Origin of the sequence: Variovorax sp. SPNA7, assembly GCF_033807855.1 — a bacterium.
Taxonomy (GTDB): Bacteria; Pseudomonadota; Gammaproteobacteria; order Burkholderiales; family Burkholderiaceae_C; genus Variovorax; species Variovorax beijingensis.
In genome coordinates, this window is record NZ_CP138513.1 from 5,143,400 (window position 1) to 5,166,471 (window position 23,072).

The following is a 23,072-nucleotide window of genomic DNA, read 5'->3' on the forward strand; positions in this document are numbered from 1 at the left end:
GGCTCAGCTTCCCGTCGAAGCGTAGTGGCGCAGCCCGATGCGCCATGCGCCGAAAGCCGCCGCGAGGAACACGAAGCCCGCGAGCGGCGACACCAGGCCCACCCAGGCCGGCGCGCCCAGCGGATCCGGCTTGCCGAGGATCGCGAGCGCCGGGTAGTACGCCACGCAGGCCAGCGGCACGATGAAGGTCAACACGCGGCGGAACCACTGCGCATAGAGCGCGAGCGGATACTGCGCCGCCTGCACGCCGCCGTAGGTGAGCACGTTGGCGATCTCCAGGCTTTCGACGGTTCAGAACGACAGCGTGCCTTGCAGCACCAGGATGCCGAGGAAGAGCGCGATGCCGCCGGCCAGCGCGAACAGGAAGATGGCCACGGCCCCCGGGGTCCATGCGATGTGGGCCTGGACGGTCGCGAACACCAGCACGCCCAGGCCCTGCAGCAGCCGGCCCAGGCGGCTGATTCGCACATCGTGTCCCATGAGCTGCAACGCCAGCGGGCGCGGACGCAGCAGCAGCCGGTCGAAGGTGCCGGTGCGCAGGAAGTCGGTGCCGAGCACGTCGAAACCGCGTCCCAGCGCGTCGGCGATCGCGAACATGCAGTTGACCAGGCCGTAGAACAGCGCCACCTCGCCGATCGTCCAGCCCTGTACTTCGCCGAAGCGATGGAACAGCGCCCAGACGGCGATCACCTCGATGCCTGTGCCGAGGAACTGGCCCAGGGTCAGCAGCAGGGCCGAGACGGGGTATCTCGCCTGGCCGCTGATCGAGGCGGCCATGAGGCGGAAAAAAAGGGGGAGCGAACCCATTTCAGTGGCTTCCGCTGGTTGTGTTTTTTTTGCTGTTATTCAGGGCGCGTGCACAGGCCACCGGGTACTCCCCTCCGCGAATGTCCCCCGGCCTGCGGCCTCCTCCTTTATTTCGCTGCGGGGAGCACCCGATGGCCTGTGCACCTGGGCACGCTGCCGGTGTACCGCTGATCAACGACTGCTCTGTCCAACGCTCCCGCTGATGGGGTGCCTTGCGCAGCGAAATCAAGGGGGAGGCCGCAGGCCGGAGGACATTCGCGGAGCAAGGTACCCCGTCGGCGGGAGCGCGCCCTGAACAGCAGCGCACCATGAAGGAACAGCGTGTCACCTCAGCCACCCTGCACCTGCAGACTGCGCATCGTGCGCCCCATCGCCAGGCGGCCGAACGCGACCAGCACGGCGATCCAGCAGCACTGCAGCCCCAATCCACCCATGGCATGCCAGCCGCTCAGCTGCCCGAAGTACAGCCGCGCCGGAATGTCGAACAGCCCCGCCAGCGGCTGCACCAGCAGCACGGCCTGCCAGGCGTCGGGCAGCAGCGCCAGCGGCAGCAGGTTGCCCGAGAACACGATGACCACGGGGGTGGCCACCGCGCTGATGCCGCGCTCGTTGAGTGCGGCCGTGGCCGCCACGTTGAGCAGCATCACCATCGCGGTCGACAGCAGCAGCGCGAGCCCCACTGAGAACAGGAACGCCATGCCGGCCACCGCATTCGCGGGCAGTTGCCACGCCCACTCGCCGAGCCCCGACAACGGTAACGCGACCGCCGCGAAAGCCGCCATCAGCGCCATGCGCGGCAGCAGCCGCGCCGCGATCCAGCCGGCGCTGCGCGCGAACCACAGCGCGTACGCATCCACCGGCCGCAAACGGTCGTAGGCGACCGCGCCGGTGCGCACGGCCTGCGCCACCTCCGGGTCGCCGAGCCAGGGCAGCAGCACCAGCAGGCCTTGCGCGAGCCAGGTGTAGCTGATGGCCTGGGAGAGCGACATCGGCGACGCCGCGCCCGCAACAGCGCTGCCGCTGTAGAACGCCGCGAACACCATCACCTTGATGCCGCCCCACCAGCACTGCGTGGCAAAGCCGGCGAGCGCCGCGGTGCGGTACTGCAGCATCTGCATGAAGCGCGACACGAAGGCCGAGGCATAGGGGCGCAGCAGCTCGCGCGGGCTCACGCTTCGGCCGCTCCGTGCATGGCATAGAAGCGCGCGATCACCGCCTCGATGGCCATGCCTTCGAGGCGGATGTCTTCCACCGCGTGTTCGGCCGCGATGCGCGCGATCAGCGCGGGGGCGGAGGTCAGCGCGGGATCGAAGTCGAGCACCAGCGTCTGGCCGTCCCGCGCGTGCACCGTGGCGCCGGGCACCTGGTCGGGCAGTGCCGCATCCTGCGCGAAGTCGACCACCAGCCGGCGCTCGGCCATGACCTGCGCGCGCAGCGCCTCGACCGGACTGTCGGCCAGAACGCGGCCGTGGCCGATGACGATCACGCGCTGGGCCAGCGCCTCGATGTCGTGCATGTCGTGCGTGGTCAGCAGCACGGTGGTGCCGCGCTCGCGGTTGGCGCGGCGCACGAAGTCGCGCACCGCGAGCTTCGAGGGCGCGTCGAGGCCGATGGTCGGTTCGTCGAGAAACAGGATGTCGGGCTCGTGCAGCAGCGCCGCCGCGATCTCGGCGCGCATGCGCTGGCCCAGCGAGAGCTGCCGCACCGGCTGGCCGAGCACCCGCTCCAGGTGCAGCAGCGCGACCAGTTCGTCGCGCGTGCGCCGATAGCGCGCCGGCTCGACACGGTAGATGTCGCGCAGCAGGTCGAAGCCGTCGCCCACCGGCAGGTCCCACCACAGCTGCGTGCGCTGGCCGAAGACCACGCCGATGCGCGCCACGTGCCGCTCGCGGTCCGCGAAGGGATCGCGTCCGTCGATCTCCACACGGCCGCCGTCGGCCCGCAGGATGCCCGAGAGAATCTTGATGGTGGTCGACTTGCCCGCGCCGTTCGGCCCGATGAAGCCCAGCAGCTCGCCGCGCTCGAGCGAGAACGACACGCCCGACAGCGCCTGCACCGTGCGATGGCGGCGCTGCACGAGGCCGCGCAGCGCGCCCATCACGCCCGGGTCGCGCTCGGAGATGCGGTAGCTCTTGAGGAGGTGGTCGACGAGGATGTGGGGCATGGAAAGCGCCGCGCCGGCGTGGAACGCGCGGCGGGGGCGGGATGCTACACGAAACCGCCGGTACGATCACGGGCTCTCCAGAGATTGCCCGCCCGCCATGCCTTCGCCGTCTTCCCTGCCGCCCTCACCCACCCACCTGCTGCCGCTGGACCGCTGGGCCGCGCCCACGCGCCGCGCGCTCGCCGGCGTGTTCACGGACATCGACGACACGCTCACCACCGAAGGCGCGATCACGCCCGATGCGCTGCAGGCGCTCGGCGATCTCAAGGCCGCGGGCCTTTCCATCGTGGCGATCACCGGCCGGCCGGTCGGCTGGAGCCTGCCCTTCGTCAACACCTGGCCGGTCGATGCCATCGTGGCGGAGAACGGCGCGGTGGCGCTGCTGCCCGCGGCCGATGGAAAGATCGAGAAGCGCTACATGCAGGATGCGCCCACGCGCACCGCCAATTTCGAGCGCATGCAGGCCGTGCTGGCGCGCATCGAACGCGAGATCCCGAGCGCGCAGCGCGCCACCGATTCACCGGGCCGCGAGACCGACATCGCCATCGACCACAGCGAGTTCGTGCAGCTGGGCGAAGAAACCATCGCCCGCGTCGTCGCGCTGATGCGCAGCGAAGGCATGCACGCCACCGTGAGCAGCATCCACATCAACGGCTGGTACGGCGACAACGACAAGCTCGAAGGCGCGCGCTGGATCGTGCGCGAGCTCTGGGGCCGCGCGCTCGACGACGAACTCGACCGCTGGGCCTACGTGGGCGACTCCACCAACGACCAGCTCATGTTCCGCACCTTCGCGAACAGCATCGGCGTGGCGAACGTCGCGCGCTTCGTGCCGCAGCTGGAGCACCTGCCGCGCTACGTGACCGAAAGCGAGCGCGGCGCGGGCTTTACCGAGGCGGCGCGCGCCGTGCTGTCGGTCCGCTGACCGGTCCGTCGCGCCATCCCTGCCGCCGGCTCACTTCTCCTTCGCCAGCCCCAGCTTCTCGATCACCGCCTTCTCGCGCACCACCGTGTCCTGCGCAAACTTGGTGTACGTTGCCGAGCTCATGTAATTCGGCAGCATGTCGTAGCGGCCGAGCGAGGCCACGTAGCTCGGCTCTTCCATCGCCTGCTTGAAGGCGTCGTGCAGCTTCTTCACCACCTCGGGCGGCGTGCCCTTGGGAGCGCCGATGCCGAAGGGCGAGTTCTGCACGATGTCGTAGCCCAGTTCCTTCAGCGTCGGCGCGTCGGGGAACTTGGCGAGGCGCTTCTCGCCCCAGGTGTTGAGCACGCGCAGCTTGCCGGCCTCCACCTGCGGCGCAAAGCCGGTGCTGTCGGCGGCCGCCATCAACTGGCCGCTGACCACCGCGAGCATCAGATCGGCGCTGCCCTTGTAGGGCACGTGCTGCAGCTGGATGCCGGCCTTCTGCGCAATGATCTCGGTCGTGAGATGCGGGCTCGTCAGGTTACCGGTGGAGCCGTAGGTGAGCTTGCCGGGGTTGGCCTTGGCGTAGGCGACGAAGTCGGCCCAGGTCTTGAACGGGCTGTCGGCCGGCACCACGATGCCGAAGGCATAGCCCGTGACGTTGAGCACGTAGCTGATGTCCTTGAGCGGATCCCAGTTGATCTTGGTGGTGTAGCCGAGGCGGAACACGCCGAGCGGGATCTGCGCGACGGTGTAGCCGTCGGGCTGCGCGGTCTGCAGCGCCTGCGCGGGCAGGGTACCGCCGGCGCCGGGCTTGTTGTCGACGATGACGGGCTGGCCGAGGATCTTGCTCGCATTGTCGGCCAGCTGGCGCATCGTGATGTCGGTGGGCCCGCCCGCGGGAAACGCGATGACCAGCTTGATCGGCTTGGCGGGAAAGGCCTGCGCGAGCGCCGCCAGCGGAGAAAGAAGAAGCCCGCAGGCTGCGGCAAGCGTGGCGGCACGGAAAAGGGATCGGCGGGACATGGTGGCGGTTCCTGAAACGGGAAAAAAGCAAAAGGGCGCATTGGGCCCTGCTCTTTGCGCGGCGGCAATCGGTGCTCACCCGACTGCTGTCGCCTGCGGCTCAGCCCGCGGCCTGCTGCTCGAATCCCTGCAGCACGTTGGCGGCGTTGACACCCACCTCCGCCACCGCATAGCCGCCCTCGAACACGAACACCGTGGGCAGGCCGGCGCGCGCCAGGTCTTCGCCCATGCGCAGGTAGTCGCCGCTTTGGAGCCGGAAGCCCGCGATCGGGTCGCCTTCGAAGGTGTCGACGCCGAGCGACACCACCAGCGCGCCCGCGCGCACCGCGGCAATGCCGTCGAGCGCGGCCTTCAGCGCCTCGCGCCACGCGGCGAAGCCGGTGCCGCGCGCGAGCGGCAGGTTGTGGTTGAAGCCGAGCCCGGCGCCCGCGCCGCGCTCGTCGGCATGGCCCAGGTAGTAGGGGTAGTCGGTCAGCGGATCGCCATGCAGGCTCGCAAAATGCACGTCGCTGCGCTCGTAGAAGATGGCCTGCGTGCCGTTGCCGTGGTGGTAGTCGACGTCGAGCACCGCCACCCGCTCCACGCCCGCATCGCGCAGCGCCTGCGCGGCCACGGCGGCGTTGTTGACGAAGCAGTAGCCGCCGAAGAAATCGGCGCCCGCATGGTGCCCGGGCGGCCGCGTGAGCGCGAAGGCGGCGCGCTCGCCGCCGATGACGCGCTGCGCCGCGGTCCAGGCGCAGGCGGCACCATGGCGCGCGGCGGCCCAGCTGCCGGCCATGAGCGGCGTGCCCGCATCGAAAGAGAACAGCCCCATGCGCGCGGGAAAGCTCTTCGGCAACACATCGGTGCGCATGCCGCGTGTGGGCCAATACGAAGGCAGGACGTCGCGCGATGCGTTGGACGGATCGAGCGCCACCCACTCGTCCCAGGCATGGGCGATGAAGTCCAGGTAGCGCGGCGCATGCACCCTGGCCAGCAGCGCCTCGTCGAAGGCATCGGGCGCCTGCAGCGGGCCGAGGCCGCGGCGCTCCAGTTCATGTTTCACATGGTCGACGCGGGCGGGCACCTCGAAGCACGGCACCAGTTCGCCGCGGAACATCTCGACTTTGCCCTGGTGCAGTGCGTGCTGGTCGTTGTAGATGGTGAGCATGCCGCCCATCATGCCGCACGCCGCAGCACCGCCCGGCGCCGGCCGGACGCGGTCAGCCCGAACAGGTCCTTCGGATCGTCGAGCTCGGGCACCAGCGCGATCTGCTGGCCGATGCCGCGCTCGAGCGACAGCTGGTGGATGTAGCGCAGCGCCGTGTAGTCCTCCAGCGCAAAGCCGACCGAGTCGAACACCGTGACCTGCCCGGCACTCTCGCGCCCGGGCACGCTGCCGAGCAGCACCTCCCAGAGTTCGTGCACCGGAAAGTCGGCCGGCAGCTGCTGGATCTCGCCCTCGATGCGGGTCTGGGCTTCGTACTCGACGAACACGCGGGCGAGGCGCAGCACGTCGGGATGCAGTTCGGTCTTGCCGGGGGAATCGCCGCCCACCGCGTTGATGTGCATGCCCGGCTCGATCATGCCGGGCGCGAGCACGACCGCGTGGCCCTGGTGCGCCGTGACCGTGGTCACGATGTCGGCGCCGCGCACCGCATCGGCGACCGACGGCGCGCGCACCACCTCGAGCGGCGTGCAGGCCGACAGGTGGCGCACCAGCTTGTCGGTGGCGCGCGGATCGATGTCGAACACGCGCACTTCCTCGATGCCCAACAGCGCATGGAAGGCCAGCGCCTGGAATTCGCTCTGCGAGCCGTTGCCGATCAGCGCCATGCTGCGCGCGCCGGGCCGCGCCAGCGCCTGCGCCGCCATGGCGGAGGTGGCGGCGGTGCGCAGCGCGGTGGTGAGCGTGAGCTCCGACAGCAGCACGGGGTAGCCGGTGTCGACCTCGGCCAGCACGCCGAAGGCCATGACCGTGGGCAGCCCCACGGCTGTGTTGTGCGGATGGCCGTTGACGTACTTGAAGGCGTAGGCGCCGTCGTCGGCCACCGGCATCAGCTCGATCACGCCGAGGTGCGAGTGGCTGGCCACGCGCGCCTTCTTGTCGAACTCGCGCCAGCGCATGAAGTCGTCGCGCAGCGCGTCGGCCAGGGCCTTGAGGAATTCAGGAACGCCGGTTTCGTCCACCAGGCGAACCAGGCTGTGAACATCGATGAAGCGGGTCATGGCGCGGCTCCTTGCGTAGCCCGGACGCGGCGCTTCATTCCTTCAAGTGTTCTCACTCCACCATGGCTGATCCAGGATGCGCCTGCGCCAGGGGTTGGAGCCATTGTGCGCCTGCTTGCAGGCCATGGCGAGCCCCGCCCGGTCTAGGGCCCTCAGTCGTGCCTGTGCTCTTCGATGCTGCGCTCCAGGAAGCGCCAGAGCCGCTCGTCTTCGCTGAAGGCCACGTTGAAGCGCAGCCAGCCGGTGGGATGCGGGTTGACCAGGAACAGCTGGCCCGGGCCGAGCATGATGCCCTCCGCTGCGGCGCGCCGCGAGAGCTCGGCGCTGTCGGCAATGTCCGGGTGCCGGGCCCACAGGTACATGCCGGCCGCGGCTTCGTGGAACAGCTCGAAGCCCAGCCCGTCCAGCCGCCGCGCGACGCTGCCCTGCGCCTGCGCGAGCCGTTCGCGCAGGGACTTGAGATGCTTGCGCCAGCGGCCGTCGGTCACGATGCCGAAGGCCAGCCGCTCGGTGATGTCGGATGAGGTCAGGCCCGAGATCATCTTGAGCTGCGCCAGCTCTTCGAGCAGCTCCGGCTGGGCGACCACGTAGCCGACGCGGATGTTGGGCGAGATGGTCTTGGAATAGCTGCCCACGTAGACCACGCGGCGCAGCTGCCCCAGGCTGGCGAGCGAGGGGCGCATCGAGGCGTCCATCTCGGCATAGATGTCGTTCTCGACCAGCGTGAAGTCGTGCGCCTGCGCGAGCTGCAGCAGTTGCACCAGCTGCGGCAGCGATGCCATCGAGCAGGTCGGGCTCTGCAGCCGGGGCTGGGTGAAGAAGGCCTTGGGCCGATGCGCCGCGAGCAACGCCTCGAGCGCCGGCATGTCGTAGCCCGTGGGGATGCGCGGCACGCCGACGATCTCCACCCCCAGGAAGCGAAGCATGAACATCAGGTTGGGATAGCCCGGGTCGTCCACCAGCACCGAATCGCCCGGCTTGAGCAGGCGGCGCGCCACCAGGTCCAGCGCCTGGCTGGAACCCTGGGTCAGCAGGACCTGCGCGGCATCGACCACGATCTGCTGCTCCGAGAGCGCCTCGGCCGTCGCCATGCGCAGCGCCATGTGGCCGAAGGGCAGGCCGTAGCCGCCGATGTCGGCGCCTTCGGAGGCCAGGTGGCGCAGGCTGCGGCGCATGCCGTCCTCGAACAGCCAGTCGTGCGGCAGCCAGCCGCAGCCGGGCTTGAGCGGCAGGTTGCGGTTCTCGAAGATCTGCTGCAGGTACCAGCGGGCGTCGAAGCGGGGATCCGGGCGGGGCACGCTGGCCGCGCCGGCGGCGCTGTCCTCGATGCGCCGCTTGACGAAAAAGCCGGCGTTGGCGCGCGAGACCAGGAGGCCCTGCGCCACCAGCCGGTCGTAGGCCTCGACCACCGTGAAGACACTGACGCCGTGGGCCGCGGCAAAGGCACGGATCGACGGCAGCTTGCTGTCGGCCTTGAGCTTCTGGGCGCCGATCAGTCCGCGCAACCCTTCCACGATCTGGCTGACCAGCGGCGTCGGCTGTTCGGGGCGAAGAATGAGCATCGGGGGCGTCTCCGGCAGACCGGCCTGCACCATATTGAGGAAAGTATGTACAGGATACAAGACCAGTACAGTCTTCCGGGCGATCACTTCCGGTGTACATGGCTGGATCGATTCGCGCGACCTAGAGTGCCGGCATTCCTTCTTCAAAGCACAGGCCGTACCCATGCAACGCGAACCCCACCTCAGCAATGCCGCCCTCATGGCCCGCCGCAATGCGGCCGTGGCCCGCGGCGTTGGCCAGGCCCATGAGATCTTCGTCAGCCGCGCCGCCAACGCGGAAGTGTGGGACGTCGAGGGCCGCCGTTACATCGATTTCGCCGGCGGCATCGCGGTGCTCAACACCGGCCACTGCCATCCGGAGATCAGCGCCGCAGTGAAGGCGCAGGTCGATCTTTATTCGCACACCTGCTTCCAGGTGCTGGCCTACGAGCCCTATGTGGAGCTGGCCGAGCGCCTGAACGCGCTGGCGCCGGGAAATTTCGCGAAGAAGTCGATCTTCCTGAGCACCGGCGCCGAGGCGGTCGAGAACGCGGTCAAGATCGCCCGCGCCCACACCCGTCGGCCCGGCGTCATTGCCTTCAACGGCGGCTATCACGGCCGCACCATGATGACGCTCGGCCTGACCGGCAAGGTGGCGCCCTACAAGCTCGGCTTCGGCCCGTTCCCAGGCGAGGTGTTCCATGCGCTGTACCCGAACGCGCTGCACGGCGTGAGCGTGGACGATGCACTGCATTCGGTCGAGCTGCTGTTCAAGAACGACATCGAGCCCGAGCGCGTGGCGGCCTTCATCCTGGAGCCGGTGCAGGGCGAGGGCGGCTTCTATGTGGCGCCCAACGACTTCGTCGAGGGCCTGCGCGCGCTCGCGGACCGGCATGGCATCCTGATCATTGCCGACGAGGTGCAGACCGGCGCGGGGCGTACCGGCACCTGGTTTGCCAGCGAGCAGTGGCCGGTGGCACCGGACCTGATCACCACAGCCAAGTCGATGGCGGGCGGCTTTCCGATCTCCGGCGTGGTGGGCCGCGCCGAGGTGATGGATGCGCCCGCGCCGGGCGGCCTGGGCGGCACCTATGCCGGCAGCCCCATCGGCTGCGCGGCGGCGCTCGCGGTGCTCAAGGTGTTCGACGACGAGCAGTTGCTCGCGCGCAGCCGGGCGCTGGGCCAGCGGCTCACGGCCGGGCTGCGCCGCATCGCGGCCGAGGTGCCGGCCATCGGCGACGTGCGCGGGCTCGGCGCCATGGTGGCGATCGAGCTGTTCGAAGAGGGCGACACCGCCCGGCCCGACGCCGGGCTGACCCGCCGGGTGGTCGCGGAGGCGGCGCGGCGCGGGTTAATCCTGCTGTCATGCGGCACCTATGGCAATGTAATTCGCGTGCTGGTGCCGCTCACGGCATCCGACTTGCTTGTGGACGAAGGCCTGGCGCTTCTCGCGGACAGCTTCGCCGCGCTGCGCTGACCGATCCTTTCCTGAAATCCTCCATGACAGCAGAACCCTTGGTGCGCTTCCAGCGCGTCCAGAAGACCTACGACGGCGAGCACCTGGTGGTGCGCCAGCTCGACCTGGACATCCACCGCGGCGAGTTCCTGAGCCTGCTCGGGCCTTCGGGCTCGGGCAAGACCACCACGCTGATGATGCTGGCGGGCTTCGAGTCGCCGACCTCGGGCGAGATCCTGCTCGACGGCAAGCCGATCACCGGCACGCCGCCGCACAAGCGGAACTTCGGCATGGTGTTCCAGAACTACGCGCTGTTTCCGCACCTGAGCGTGGGCCAGAACGTGGCCTATCCGCTCACCGTGCGCAAGGTGCCCAAGGCCGAGCAGCAGCGCCGCGTGCAGCGCGCGCTCGACATGGTGCAGCTGCGCGGCATGACCGACCGCCTGCCCGGCCAGCTTTCGGGCGGCCAGCAGCAGCGCGTGGCGCTGGCGCGCGCGCTGGTGTTCGAGCCCCAGCTGGTGCTGATGGACGAGCCGCTCGGCGCGCTCGACAAGCAGCTGCGCGAGCACATGCAGCTCGAGCTCAAGGACCTGCACCGCCAGCTGGGCGTGACCTTCGTCTACGTGACGCACGACCAGGGCGAGGCGCTCACCATGAGCGACCGCGTCGCGGTGTTCAACGAAGGCGTGATCCAGCAGCTGGACACGGTCGACGGGCTGTACGAGACGCCGTCCAACCGCTTCGTGGCCGGCTTCGTCGGCGACAACACGGTGCTCAAGGGCCAGCTGGGCCGCAGCGGCGAACGCGCCGAGATGACGCTGCCCGACGGCCGCGTGCTGCACGGGCTCAACGTTGGCGGTGCGGCCGCGGGCGCGGCTGTGGAGGCCTGCATCCGCCCCGAGCGCGTGGTGCTGCACCGCAGCCCGGCTGCACAGGGTGCCAACATGCTCGCCGCGCAGGTGGCGCGCGTCATCTACTTCGGCGACCACCTGCGGCTGCTGTGCAGCGTGGGCGGCGGCCAGGCCGACGCCACCGTGAAGCTGCCGCTCGATGGCGCGGGCGGTGCCGCCGCACCGCAGGCCGGCGAAGCGGTGGTGCTCGAATTCCCGATGGCGCATGCGCGCATCTATGCCCACTGAAGCCGGTCTGCCGTTCCTTCGTTTCCCTTCTTTTCGTTCATCACCCAGGAAGACTCCACCATGAAAAAGACCCTTCTCGCCTGCATCGCCGCCGCCGGCTTCGCGCTGCCGGCATTGGCCCAGCAGCAGCTCACCGTGGTCAACTTCGGCGGTGCCAACGCCAACGCCCAGAAGAAGGCCTACTACGAGCCCTACGAAAAGACCGGCACCAAGATCATCCCGGTCGAATACAACGGCGAGCAGGCCAAGATCAAGGCCATGGTCGAGACCAAGAAGGTCACCTGGGACGTGGTCGAGGTCGAGTCGCCCGACGCGGCGCGGGGCTGCGACGAAGGCCTGTTCGAGAAACTCGACTATTCGAAGATCGGCAGCAAGGCCGACTTCCTGCCGGCCGCGGTCACCGACTGCGGCGTCGGCCTGTTCGTGTGGTCGACCGTGATGGCCTACAACGGCGAGAAGCTCAAGACCGCGCCCACCAGCTGGGCCGACTTCTGGGACGTGAAGAAGATCCCGGGCAAGCGCGGCATGCGCAAGGGCGCGCGCTACAACCTCGAGTTCGCGCTCATGGCCGACGGCGTGAAGCCGGCCGATGTCTACAAGGTGCTGGCCACCAAGGACGGCGCCGAGCGCGCGTTCAAGAAGCTCACCGAACTCAAGCCCAACATCCAGTGGTGGGAAGCGGGCGCACAGCCGCCGCAGTTCCTGGTGGCCGGCGACGTGGTGCTGACCACCGTGTACAACGGCCGCATCGACGCGGCCAACCGCGAAGGCCGCGACCTCAAGATCTATTGGCCGGGCGGCATCTACGACCTCGATTACCTGGTGATTCCGAAGGGCGCGCCGAACAAGGAGGCCTCGCTCAAGTACATCCAGTTCGCGATGCAGCCGGCCAACCAGGCGGTCTATGCCCAGAACATCGCCTACGGCCCCACCAACACCAAGGCGCTGGCTTCGCTGAGCCCCAAGGTGCTGGCCGACCTGCCGACCTCGGCCACCAACGCCAAGGATGCGCTGCAGTTCAACGTCGGCTTCTGGGCCGACCAGGGCGAGGCGCTCGAGAAGCGCTTCGCGTCCTGGGCCACGCAGTAAGCGGGCAAGGCAAGAGGCCATGCAAGCGGCAATGCCTGTCCCCCTGGCCTCGGCAGAGGCGCCGCCGGGCGAGCTCCGGCGTGCGCTGGCGCGCGCCGAGTCGCGCCGCAAGTGGCGCGCCTTTGCGCTCACGGCGCCGCTCCTGGTGTTTTTGCTGCTGACGCTGCTGGTGCCCATCGTGGCGCTGCTGCAGCGCGCGGTCGAGAACCCCGAGGTCGCCAACGCGCTGCCGCGCACCGTGCGCGCGCTCGACGGCTGGAACCGCAAGGAGGCGCCTGCGCCCGCGGCCTATGCCGCCATCACGGCCGACCTCGCCCAGCTGCCCGACAGCTCCGACGCGGGCGCCCTGGCGCGCCGCCTCAACACCGAGATCGCAGGCGCCCGCTCGCTGGTGATGGGCACCTTCCGGGCATTGCCGATCGCCGGCACGCCGGACGAGGTCAAGGCGCGCATGCTGGAGATCGATCCGCGCTGGGGCGAGCTGCCGTTCTGGCAGGCGATTGCCAAGAACGGTTCGCGCTGGACGCCCGACTACCTGCTCGCCTCGGTCGACCTGCGGCGCGACGTGGCCGGCGAGGTGGAGCGCATGCCCGCCGACCAGCGCGCCTTTGCCGGCATCCTGCTGCGCACCTTCAACATCAGCGCGGTGGTCACCTTCTTCTGCCTGCTGCTGGCCTATCCGCTGGCCTGGTGGCTGTCGACGCTGCCGGCGCGCAAGGCCAACGTGCTGATGATCCTGGTGCTGGTGCCCTTCTGGACCTCCATCCTGGTGCGCGTGGCGGCCTGGATCGTGCTGCTGCAGTCCGAGGGGCTGGTCAACCGCGGCCTCATGGGCATCGGCCTGATCGACCATCCGCTGGCGCTGCTGTTCAACCGCACCGGCGTGATCATCGCGATGGTGCACATCCTGCTGCCCTTCATGATCCTGCCGCTCTACAGCGTGATGAAGAGCGTGCCGCCCACCTACCTGCGCGCGGCCGTCTCGCTGGGCAGTTCGCCGCTGGCGGCCTTCTTCCGCGTGTACGTGCCGCAGACCTATCCGGGCATCGGCGCGGGCGCGCTGCTGGTGTTCATCCTGGCCATCGGCTACTACGTGACGCCGGCGCTGCTCGGCGGCGCGGACGACCAGATGCTCAGCTACTACATCGCGCGCTACACCAACGTGGAAATCAACTGGGGCATGGCCTGTGCGCTCGGCGCCGTGCTGCTGGTCGCCACGCTGGTGCTGTATGCCGTGTACCGCCGCATCGGCAAGGCCGAGCTGAGCCTCGGCTGAGCGGCACGAAGGACCGACACGCATGTTCAAGCTCCCTCAATTCCCGGCCTATGCCACCTTCGCCGACAAGCTCGGCTGGTGGCTGGTGCGCGCCGGCTGCGTCGCGGTGCTGGCCTTTCTGCTGGCGCCGATCCTGGTGGTGATTCCGCTGTCGTTCTCCGACAGCTCGTTCCTGGCCTATCCGATCCGGGGCTGGTCGCTGCAGTGGTACCGCCACCTGTTTGAATCGCCCGAGTGGGCGCGCGCGGCGCGCAACAGCTTCATCGTCGCGCCGGCCGCCACGGTGCTGGCCACCGTGCTGGGCACGCTGGCGGCGGTGGGACTGTCGCGCACGAGCTTCGCCTTCAAGGGCCTGCTCATGAGCGTGCTGATCTCGCCGATGGTGGTGCCGATCGTGGTGGTGGGCGTCGCCACGTATCTCTACTTCGCGCCGCTCGGGCTGGCCGACACCTACATCGGGCTGATCGTGGTGCATGCGGCGCTGGGTGCGCCCTTTGTGCTGACCACCGTGCTGGCCACGCTGGCCGGCTTCAACCACAACCTGGTGCGCGCATCGCTGAGCCTGGGCGAGACACCGTTCAGGACTTTCATGCGCGTCACGCTGCCGGTGATTGCGCCGGGCGTGATCTCGGGCGCGCTGTTCGCCTTTGCCACCTCGTTCGACGAAGTGGTGGTCACCTTGTTTCTCGCGGGGCCGGACCAGGTCACGCTGCCGCGCCAGATGTTCACCGGCATCCGCGAGAACATCTCGCCCACCATCGCCGCCGTGGCAACGCTGCTGATCGTCTTCACCACCACGCTGCTGCTCGCGCTCGAATGGCTGCGCGGCCGGCGGCGCTGAACCTCCGCACACGCACCATGCCCAACGCCACACCGAACCAGCCGCTCGGCGGCAACACGATGCCGCGCTTCGCCGGCCCGGGCACGATGATGCGGCTGCCGTCCGCCACGTCCGCCGAGGGGCTGGACGCGGCCTTCATCGGCGTGCCGCTGGACATCGGCACCTCCAACCGGCCGGGCGCGCGCTTCGGGCCGCGCCAGATCCGCGCCGAGTCGGCATTGCTGCGGCCCTACAACATGGCCACCGGCGCGGCGCCTTTCGACAAGCTGAACGTGGCCGACCTGGGCGACGTGCCGATCAACACCTATTCGCTCGACAAGTCGCTGGCCATCGTCTCGGACTTCTACGGTGCGGTGCTGGCCGCCGGCTGCACGCCGCTGACGCTGGGCGGCGACCACACCATCGCGCTGCCGATCCTGCGCGCGGTGGCGCAGAGGCATGGCCCGGTCGCGCTGGTGCACGTCGATGCGCATGCGGACGTCAACGACGACATGTTCGGCGAGCGCATCGCGCACGGCACGCCGTTCCGGCGCGCGGTCGAGGAAGGCCTGCTGACCTGCGACAAGGTCTGGCAGATCGGCCTGCGCGGCACCGGCTATGCGGCGGATGATTTCGACTGGCCGCGCCAGCAGGGCTTCACCGTGGTGCAGGCGCACGAGGTCTGGTACCAGTCGCTGGCGCCGCTGATGGCGCAGGTGCGCGAGCGCATCGGGCCGGCGCACCCGGTCTACATCAGCTTCGACATCGACGGCATCGACCCGTCGTTTGCCGGCGGTACGGGCACGCCGGAGATCGGCGGGCTCACCGTGCCGCAGGCGCTGGAGATCGTGCGCGGCTGCCGGGGCTTGAACGTCGTCGGGGCCGATCTGGTGGAGGTGAGTCCGCCCTACGACGTCAGCGGGAACACCGCGCTGCTCGGTGCCAATCTTCTGTACGAGATGTTGTGCGTGCTTCCTGGTGTGCCTTTTCGCTGAGAGCCCGTTCGGGGTGCGTGCGAATGACACCGGGTGCTCCCCTCCGCGAATGTCCCCCGGCCTTCGGCCTCCTCCTTTATTTCGCTGCGGGGAGCACCCGATGCCATTCGCACATGGGCGCTGTCGTCGTGCTGGCCGCTCGAGCATCGCGCCCTGACCTTCACTCCAACCCAAATAGAACGTAGACAAGGCCTGACACCATGAACATGAAGACCTCTCCCCTCGCACTGCTGAACGACCCGACCCTGCTCAAGACCGATGCGCTGATCGCTGGCGAATGGACAGCGGGCGCGAGCCGCTTCGACGTGAACGACCCGGCCACCGGCCGCAAGCTGGCCGACGTGGCCAATCTCACGCGCGCAGATGCCGCACTCGCCATTGCCGCCGCCGACAAGGCGCTGGCCGCCTGGCGCGGCAAGACCGGCAAGGAGCGCAGCATCGTGCTGCGCAGGTGGTTCGACCTGCTGATCGCCAACACCGAGGACCTCGGCCGCCTCATGACCGCCGAGCAGGGCAAGCCCTTTGCCGAGGCCAAGGGCGAGGTCGTCTACGGCGCGAGCTTCGTCGAGTGGTTTGCCGAGGAAGCCAAGCGCGTGAACGGCGAGGTGCTGCCGCAGTTCGACAACAACCGCCGCCTGCTTGTGATGAAGCAGCCCATCGGCGTGTGCGCGGCGATCACGCCGTGGAATTTTCCGCTCGCCATGATCACCCGCAAGGTGGCGCCGGCGCTGGCCGCGGGCTGCACGGTGGTCATCAAGCCGGCCGAGCTCACGCCGCTGACCGCGCTGGCTGCCGCCGAACTGGCCATGCGGGCCGGCATTCCGGCGGGCGTTCTCAACGTGCTCACCGCCGACAGCGGCAACAGCATCGCGATCGGCAAGGAGCTGTGCGAGAGCGACGTCGTGCGCCACCTGAGCTTCACGGGCTCGACCGAAGTGGGCCGCATCCTCATGAGCCAGTGCGCGCCGACGGTCAAGAAGCTGTCGCTCGAGCTGGGCGGCAACGCGCCCTTCCTGGTGTTCGACGATGCGGATGTGGATTCGGCGGTCGAGGGTGCCATGGCCAGCAAGTACCGCAACGCCGGCCAGACCTGCGTGTGCGCGAACCGGCTGTATGTGCAGGAAGGCATCTACGACGCCTTCGTCCAGAAGTTCGCGGCCAAGGTCAAGGCGCTCAAGGTCGGCAACGGCTTTGAAGATGGCGTGGTGCAGGGCCCGCTGATCGAGGAAGCGGCCATCGACAAGGTGCAGCGCCATGTGGCCGACGCGGTTGCCAAGGGCGGCAAGGTGCTGGCGGGCGGCCACAGGATGCAGGGCCAGTTCTTCGAGCCCACCGTGATTGCCGACGCCACCGCCGACATGCTGTGTGCGCGCGAAGAAACCTTCGGGCCGTTTGCGCCGGTGTTCCGCTTCAAGACCGAGCAGGACGGCATCGACGCGGCGAACAACACCGAGTTCGGCCTCGCGAGCTACTTCTACACCCGCGACGTGGGCCGTATCTTCCGCGTGGCAGAAGCACTGGAATACGGCATGGTGGGCATCAACGCCGGCGTGATCGCCACCGAGCATGTGCCCTTCGGCGGCGTGAAGCAGTCGGGCCTGGGGCGCGAAGGCTCGCACCACGGCATGGACGATTACGTCGAGATCAAGTATCTCTGCCTCGGCGACATCCAGAAATAAGAGACGAGGAAAGGCGGGGCCCGCACCCCGCCCTGCCCGCTATCTCGCCAGCACCGGCGCCAGGGCCACGCCGGTGTGCGTGCCGAGCCGCACCACCTCCTCCGGCGGCGCCGCGGCCACGATGCGCCCGCCGGCGTTGCCGCCCTCGGGCCCGAGGTCGATGATCCAGTCGGCCTCGGCGATCAGGTCGAGGTCGTGCTCGATCACCACCACGCTGTGGCCGCCGTTCACCAGCCGGTGCAGCACGTGGATCAGCTTCTCGACGTCGGCCATGTGCAGGCCCACGGTCGGCTCGTCGAGCACGTACAGCGTGTGCGGCGCCTTCTGGCCGCGGCGCGTGACGTCGTCGCGCACCTTGCTGAGCTCGGTCACCAGCTTGATGCGCTGCGCCTCGCCGCCCGAGAGCGTGGGCGAGGGCTGGCCCAGCGTGAGGTAGCCCAGCCCCACGTCCTTCAGCAGCTGCAGCGGATGGCTGATGTTGGGCATGGCCGCGAAGAACTCGACCGCCTCGTCCACCTCCATCTGCAGCACCTCGCCGATGCTCTTGCCGCGCCAGCTCACGGCCAGCGTCTCGGGGTTGAAACGTGCGCCGTGGCAGACCTCGCAGGGCACCTTCACGTCGGGCAGGAAGCTCATCTCGATGGTGCGCACGCCGGCGCCGTCGCAGCCGGGACAGCGGCCTTCACCGGTGTTGAAGCTGAAGCGCGCCGGGCCGTAGCCGCGGGCCTTGGCTTCGAGCGTGTCGGCGAACAGCTTGCGGATGGTGTCCCAGAAGCCGATGTAGGTGGCCGGGCAGCTGCGCGGCGTCTTGCCGATGGGGGTCTGGTCGACCTCGAGCACGCGGTCGATGCTCTCGTAGCCTTCGACGCGCTCGCAGCCCGACCAGGCCGGGCGCTTGCCCGCTGCATCGGCGTCGCGGCCGGCCTTGGTCATGCGCTGGACCACGATGCCATGCACGCTGGCCAGCAGCACGTCGCGCGCGAGCGTGGACTTGCCCGAGCCGCTCACGCCGGTCACCACCACCAGGCGGTGCAGCGGCAGCGTGGCGGTCACGTCCTGCAGGTTGTGCAGGCCGGCGCCGTGCACGGTGAGCCATCGGCCGCTGTCTTCCGCCTTCGGATCGGGCGAGGGAATCAGGCGGCGCGCCTGCAGCGGGTGCTTGATGGCATCGCGCAGGTAGCGCCCGGTCTGCGAATCGCCCGCCTTCTGGATGTCGGCCACCGTGCCCTCGGCCACGAGGCGGCCGCCGCGCTTGCCGGCGCTCGGGCCGATGTCGATGATGTGGTCGGCGCGGCGGATGGTGTCCTCGTCGTGCTCCACCACCACCAGCGTGTTGCCCTTGTCGCCGAGCTTGTGCAGCGCGTCCAGCAGAATCTGGTTGTCGCGCGCATGCAGGCCGATGGTCGGCTCGTCGAGCACGTAGCACACGCCCTGCAGGTTGCTGCCGAGCTGCGCCGCCAGCCGGATGCGCTGCGCCTCGCCGCCGCTCAGTGTGGGTGCGCCGCGGTCGAGCGTGAGGTAGCCCAGGCCTACTTCTTCGAGAAACTCGAGCCGGCTCTTGATCTCGGGCACCAGGTCGCGCGCGATCTCGGCTTCGCGCCCGGTGAGCGCCAGGCCTTCGAACCACTGCCGCACCTCGGTCACGCTCATGCGCGCGAGTTCGGTGATGCCGATGCCGCCCATGCCGTCGGCCGGCGATGCGCCGAAGCCCACCGCGCGCGCCGTCGCATTGAGCCGCGTGCCTTCGCAGGCCGGGCAGGCGGTGTCGGCCAGGTCTTCGATCTCGGGTTCGGCGAAGGTCTGTTCGCGGCCCTTGTTGTCGTCGTCGCGGATCGAGTCGTCGAAGACCTTGCGCTGGTCCTTGCTGAGCTTGACGCCGGTGCCCACGCAGTCGGGGCACCAGCCGTGCTTGCTGTTGTAGCTGAACAGGCGCGGATCGAGCTCGGCATAGCTGGTGCTGCAGACCGGGCAGGCGCGCAGCGTGGAGAACACGTTGACGCGGCCGATGCCCGAGGCCGACACGCCGGCCATCATCGCGGCCTTGAGGCCGTCGAGCTGGCTCAGCACATGCACCACGCCCTTGCCGTGTTCGAGCGCCTTCGTCAGCGCCTCGCGCAGCTCGGTCTCCTTCGAGGGCAGCACATCGAGGCTCGCCACCGGCAGCTCGATGCTGTGCTCCTTGAAGCGGTCGATGCGCGGAAAGCCGGTGGTCGGCAGGAACTCGCCGTCCACGCGCAGGTGCGTGAAGCCGCGCGGCCGCGCCCAGTCGGCCAGCTCGGTGTACACGCCCTTGCGGTTGCTCACCAGCGGCGCGAGCAGGCCGATGTGCTGGCCCTTGAAGTTGCGCATCAGCTGCGCGGCGATGCTGTCGGGCGTCTGCGGCTGCACCGCCGCGCCGTCGTGGATGCAGTGCTGGATGCCGAGCTTCACGTACAGGAGGCGCAGGAAGTGCCAGACCTCGGTGGTGGTGCCCACCGTGCTCTTGCGGCCGCCGCGCGACAGGCGCTGCTCGATGGCCACCGTGGGCGGAATGCCGTAGACCGCATCGACCTCGGGCCGGCCCGCGGGCTGCACGATGCTGCGCGCATAGGCGTTGAGCGATTCGAGATAGCGCCGCTGCCCCTCGTTGAACAAAATGTCGAAGGCCAGCGTCGACTTGCCCGAACCGCTCACGCCCGTCACCACGCTGAACTTGCCGCGCGGAATGTTCACGCTGAGGTTCTTCAGGTTGTGCTCGCGCGCGTTGACGATCTCGATCGCGTGGCTGCCGGGCGCCGTCTTGGCATTGGCGATGTAGCGCCGCGCGGCGCGCTCGGCCACCTTGTAGGCCTCGGGGCCGATGGCCAGGTCGTAGTCGGCCAGCGCCGCGCCGGTGAGCGAGGCGCGGTTCTCGCGCAGCTGCTCGGGCGTGCCCTCCGCCACCACCCGGCCGCCGCCCTCGCCGCCTTCGGGGCCCAGGTCGATGCACCAGTCGCTGGCGCGGATCACGTCGAGGTTGTGCTCGATCACGATCAGCGAATGGCCGGCGTCGAGCAGCTTGCGCAGCGCGCGCATCAGGCGCGCGATGTCGTCGAAGTGCAGCCCGGTGGTGGGCTCGTCGAACAGGAACAGCGTGCCCCTGCGCGCGACCGATTGCTTGCTGGCCGTTGCGCTCTTGGCCGCCTCGGCCAGGAAGCCCGCGAGCTTCAGGCGCTGGGCCTCGCCGCCGCTCAGCGTGGGCACAGGCTGGCCAAGCTTGACGTAGTCGAGCCCCACGTCGGAGATCGGCTGCAGCACGCGCAGCACGTCGCGGTCGACCTCGAACACCGCCGCGGCTTCGGCCACGGTGAGGTCGAGCACGTCGGCCACGTTGTAGCTCTTCCCTTTGCGTTCGACCTTCACCTCGAGGATCTCGGGGCGGTAGCGCTTGCCGTCGCAATCGGGGCAGCGCAGGTACACGTCCGAGAGAAACTGCATCTCCACATGCTCGAAGCCCGAGCCGCCGCAGGTCGGGCAGCGGCCGTCCCCGGAGTTGAAGCTGAACTTGCTCGCGGTGTAGCCGCGCTGGCGCGAGAGCGCGGCGGTAGCGAAGATTTCGCGGATCGCGTCCCATGCGCCCACGTAGCTCGCGGGATTGGAGCGCGCGGTCTTGCCGATCGGCGATTGGTCGACAAAGACCACGTCGCCCAGGTGATCGGCACCCAGCAGGCGGTCGTGCGCGCCCGGCGTTTCGGTGGCCTTGCCGAAGTGGCGCATGAGCGCGGGCGCCAGCACGTCCTGGATCAGCGTCGACTTGCCCGAGCCGCTGACGCCGGTCACGCAGACCAGCCGCGCGAGCGGAAACTCGACCGTGATGTCCTTGAGGTTGTGCTCGCGCACGCCTTCGAGGATGAGCCGGTGCGTGTTCTCGCTCACGAGCCGCTTGAAGCCCATGCCGATCTTCTTGCGTCCGCCCAGGTACTGGCCGGTCAGCGTGTCGGCATCGCGCAGCTGGTCGGTGCTGCCGTCGAACACGATCTGCCCGCCGCGGATGCCGGGGCCGGGGCCCATGTCGATCACGCGGTCGGCCGCGAGCATCACGGCCGGGTCGTGCTCGACCACCACCAGCGTGTTGCCGGCATCGCGCAGGCGCAGCATGGCCTCGGTGATGCGGTTCATGTCGCGCGGATGCAGGCCGATGCTGGGCTCGTCGAGCACGAACAGCGTGTTGACCAGCGAGGTGCCGAGCGCCGTGGTGAGGTTGATGCGCTGCACCTCGCCGCCCGAGAGCGTGCGGCTCTGGCGGTCGAGCGTGAGGTAGCCGATGCCCACGTCGTGCAGGTAGCGCAGGCGGGTGGTGATTTCTTCGAAGAGGAGTTTGAGGGCCTGGATTTCACCCTCACCCCGGCCCTCTCCCGCAAGCGGGAGAGGGAGCGAATCGGAATCCCCGGCCGGCTGTTCGGTCTTGCCCCCTCTCCCGCTTGCGGGAGAGGGTTGGGGTGAGGGCTGCTGCCGGTCGAAGAACCGCCGCAGCCGCTCGATCGGCAGCAGCATCAAGTCATGCAGGCACAACCCCGGCAGCGCCTCGAGCTGGGCGCGCGTCCACTTCACGCCGGCCGGCATGAAGCGCTTGGCGGGCTCCAGCACCGCATCCGCATCTTCCTTGCTGCCGATGCGCCAGATCAGGCTGTCGAGCTTCAGGCGCGCGCCGCTGCAGGTGGGGCACGGCGTGTAGCTGCGGTACTTGGACAAGAGCACGCGGATGTGCATCTTGTAGGCCTTGCTCTCCAGGTAGCCGAAGAAGCGGCGCACGCCGTACCACTGCTTGTTCCAGTTGCCTTCCTTGTAGTTGGGCGTGCCCTCGATCACCCAGTGCTTCTGCTCGTCGGTGAGCTTGTTCCACGGCGTGTCGCGCGGAATGCCGGCCGCCTCGGCGTGGCGCATGAGGTCGTCCTGCGCTTCCTTCCAGGCGGGCGTCTGGATGGTCTTGATGGCGCCGGCGCGCAGCGTGAGCTTGTCGTTGGGAATCACGAGGCCCAGGTCGACGCCGATCACGCGGCCGAAGCCGCGGCAGGTGTCGCAGGCGCCGACGGCCGAGTTGAACGAGAACATCGACGGGATCGGGTCGGCGTAGCGGATGTCGCTCTCGGGGCAGTGCAGGCCGGTGGAGAACTTCCAGACGTCGGTAGACGCGTTTTCTTCAGCCCCCGTGGCATGCACCGTGACCCGCCCGCTGCCGCGCTTGAGCGCCACCTCGATGGCCTCGACCACGCGCGCGCGCTCGGCGCTCGAGATGCGGAAGCGGTCGGCCACCACGTCGAGCATCTTGCGGGGGCCAGTGGGCGTGGCCACCTCTCGCTCGGCCTGCACGCGCGTGAAGCCGCTGGCCGACAGCCATTGCGTCACTTCGTCCGCAGAGGTGCCCGCGGGCAGCTCGACCGGGAAGGTGACCACGAGCCGCGGATCGCCCGCCGCGGCCGCCCGCTCGGCGATCTGCGCGTAGATGCTGTCGGGCGAGTCGTGGCGCACCGGCAGCGCGGTCTCGCGGTCGAACAGCTGGGCCGCACGCGCGTAGAGCAGCTTCAGGTGGTCGTTGAGCTCGGTCATCGTGCCGACCGTGGAGCGCGAGGAGCGCACCGGGTTGGTCTGGTCGATGGCGATGGCAGGCGGCACGCCCTCCACCTTGTCGACGGCCGGCTTGTCCATGCGGTCCAGGAACTGGCGCGCATAGGCGGAAAAGGTCTCCACATAGCGCCGCTGGCCTTCGGCATAGAGGGTGTCGAAAACGAGGCTCGATTTGCCCGAGCCGCTGGGCCCGGTGACCACGGTCATCTCGCCGGTGCGGATGTCGAGGTCGAGGTTCTGGAGGTTGTGCTGGCGCGCGCCGCGAATCCGGATGGAGCCCTGTGTCATGAGTGCCTTGGGGGGTGGGGCAAACATTCTAGGGAGGGGCCGGTGACATATTCGTGCACTCCGTCACATGGTCTGCGGCCGCGCAGGGGTTTGTACG

General features: G+C 69.0%; 15 protein-coding genes and 1 pseudogene. 8 read left to right on the forward strand and 8 right to left on the reverse strand.

Translation table 11 applies throughout. From position 1 onward, the window contains the following. Positions 1-3: 3 nt before the first annotated feature. The 3 genes and pseudogenes from RZE77_RS24090 to RZE77_RS24100 all read right to left on the reverse strand — a co-directional run bounded on the left by RZE77_RS24090 (position 4) and on the right by RZE77_RS24100 (position 2,971). Positions 4-807, reverse strand: a pseudogene (locus RZE77_RS24090) (ABC transporter permease). Positions 808-1,136: 329 nt separating this feature from the next. Further along, positions 1,137-1,979, reverse strand: a complete 843-nt coding sequence (locus tag RZE77_RS24095) for an ABC transporter permease (RefSeq protein ID WP_319439591.1) — start codon at positions 1,977-1,979, stop codon at positions 1,137-1,139. Further along, the gene (locus RZE77_RS24100; protein WP_319439592.1) at positions 1,976-2,971 is read right to left on the reverse strand and encodes an ABC transporter ATP-binding protein; all 996 of its coding nucleotides are present in this window, start codon (positions 2,969-2,971) and stop codon (positions 1,976-1,978) included. Before RZE77_RS24100 ends, RZE77_RS24095 begins: the two co-directional genes overlap by 4 nt. Positions 2,972-3,068: 97 nt before the next feature. Here RZE77_RS24100 and RZE77_RS24105 point away from each other — a divergent pair, with 97 nt between their 5' ends. Beyond that, positions 3,069-3,896: an HAD-IIB family hydrolase gene (locus RZE77_RS24105; RefSeq protein ID WP_319439593.1), complete on the forward strand. Its 828-nt coding sequence runs from the start codon at positions 3,069-3,071 to the stop codon at positions 3,894-3,896. A 30-nt stretch (positions 3,897-3,926) separates the two neighbouring features. Here the strand turns inward: RZE77_RS24105 and RZE77_RS24110 are convergent, their stop codons facing one another. The 4 genes from RZE77_RS24110 to RZE77_RS24125 all read right to left on the reverse strand — a co-directional run bounded on the left by RZE77_RS24110 (position 3,927) and on the right by RZE77_RS24125 (position 8,671). Next, positions 3,927-4,901, reverse strand: a complete 975-nt coding sequence (locus RZE77_RS24110) for a tripartite tricarboxylate transporter substrate binding protein (protein WP_124958746.1) — start codon at positions 4,899-4,901, stop codon at positions 3,927-3,929. Between the two features lie 100 nt (positions 4,902-5,001). Next, positions 5,002-6,051, reverse strand: coding sequence for a histone deacetylase family protein (locus tag RZE77_RS24115; protein WP_319439594.1), 1,050 nt, complete (start codon positions 6,049-6,051; stop codon positions 5,002-5,004). 8 nt (positions 6,052-6,059) lie between these two features. Beyond that, a complete protein-coding gene (locus RZE77_RS24120; protein ID WP_319439595.1) occupies positions 6,060-7,109 on the reverse strand; it encodes an ornithine cyclodeaminase in 1,050 nt (349 codons plus the stop codon). A 152-nt stretch (positions 7,110-7,261) separates the two neighbouring features. Continuing rightward, a complete protein-coding gene (locus tag RZE77_RS24125) occupies positions 7,262-8,671 on the reverse strand; it encodes an aminotransferase-like domain-containing protein (protein ID WP_125965204.1) in 1,410 nt (469 codons plus the stop codon). Positions 8,672-8,834: 163 nt separating this feature from the next. On the opposite strand from RZE77_RS24125, the gene gabT reads away from it, so the two are divergent. The 7 genes from gabT (at position 8,835) to RZE77_RS24160 (ending at position 17,104) form a co-directional block, all read left to right on the forward strand. Continuing rightward, positions 8,835-10,127, forward strand: a complete 1,293-nt coding sequence (gene gabT / locus RZE77_RS24130; protein ID WP_319439596.1) for a 4-aminobutyrate--2-oxoglutarate transaminase — start codon at positions 8,835-8,837, stop codon at positions 10,125-10,127. A gap of 23 nt (positions 10,128-10,150) precedes the next feature. Next, entirely contained in the window at positions 10,151-11,245 is a 1,095-nt protein-coding gene (locus tag RZE77_RS24135) for an ABC transporter ATP-binding protein (RefSeq protein ID WP_319439597.1), read from the forward strand. A 60-nt stretch (positions 11,246-11,305) separates the two neighbouring features. Continuing rightward, positions 11,306-12,334 (forward strand): ABC transporter substrate-binding protein, encoded by a 1,029-nt coding sequence (locus RZE77_RS24140; protein WP_319439598.1) that lies wholly within the window; start codon positions 11,306-11,308, stop codon positions 12,332-12,334. 31 nt (positions 12,335-12,365) lie between these two features. Further along, positions 12,366-13,610 (forward strand): ABC transporter permease, encoded by a 1,245-nt coding sequence (locus RZE77_RS24145; RefSeq protein ID WP_405546461.1) that lies wholly within the window; start codon positions 12,366-12,368, stop codon positions 13,608-13,610. A 22-nt stretch (positions 13,611-13,632) separates the two neighbouring features. Further along, on the forward strand, positions 13,633-14,451 hold the full coding sequence (locus RZE77_RS24150) for an ABC transporter permease (RefSeq protein ID WP_319427802.1): 819 nt from the start codon (positions 13,633-13,635) through the stop codon (positions 14,449-14,451). Between the two features lie 17 nt (positions 14,452-14,468). Beyond that, positions 14,469-15,425, forward strand: coding sequence for an agmatinase (gene speB, locus RZE77_RS24155; RefSeq protein WP_319439600.1), 957 nt, complete (start codon positions 14,469-14,471; stop codon positions 15,423-15,425). A 200-nt stretch (positions 15,426-15,625) separates the two neighbouring features. Next, a complete protein-coding gene (locus tag RZE77_RS24160; protein ID WP_319439601.1) occupies positions 15,626-17,104 on the forward strand; it encodes an NAD-dependent succinate-semialdehyde dehydrogenase in 1,479 nt (492 codons plus the stop codon). 39 nt (positions 17,105-17,143) lie between these two features. On the opposite strand, the gene uvrA is transcribed toward RZE77_RS24160, so the two are convergent. Further along, on the reverse strand, positions 17,144-22,975 hold the full coding sequence (gene uvrA, locus RZE77_RS24165) for an excinuclease ABC subunit UvrA (RefSeq protein WP_319439602.1): 5,832 nt from the start codon (positions 22,973-22,975) through the stop codon (positions 17,144-17,146). Positions 22,976-23,072: the final 97 nt, after the last annotated feature.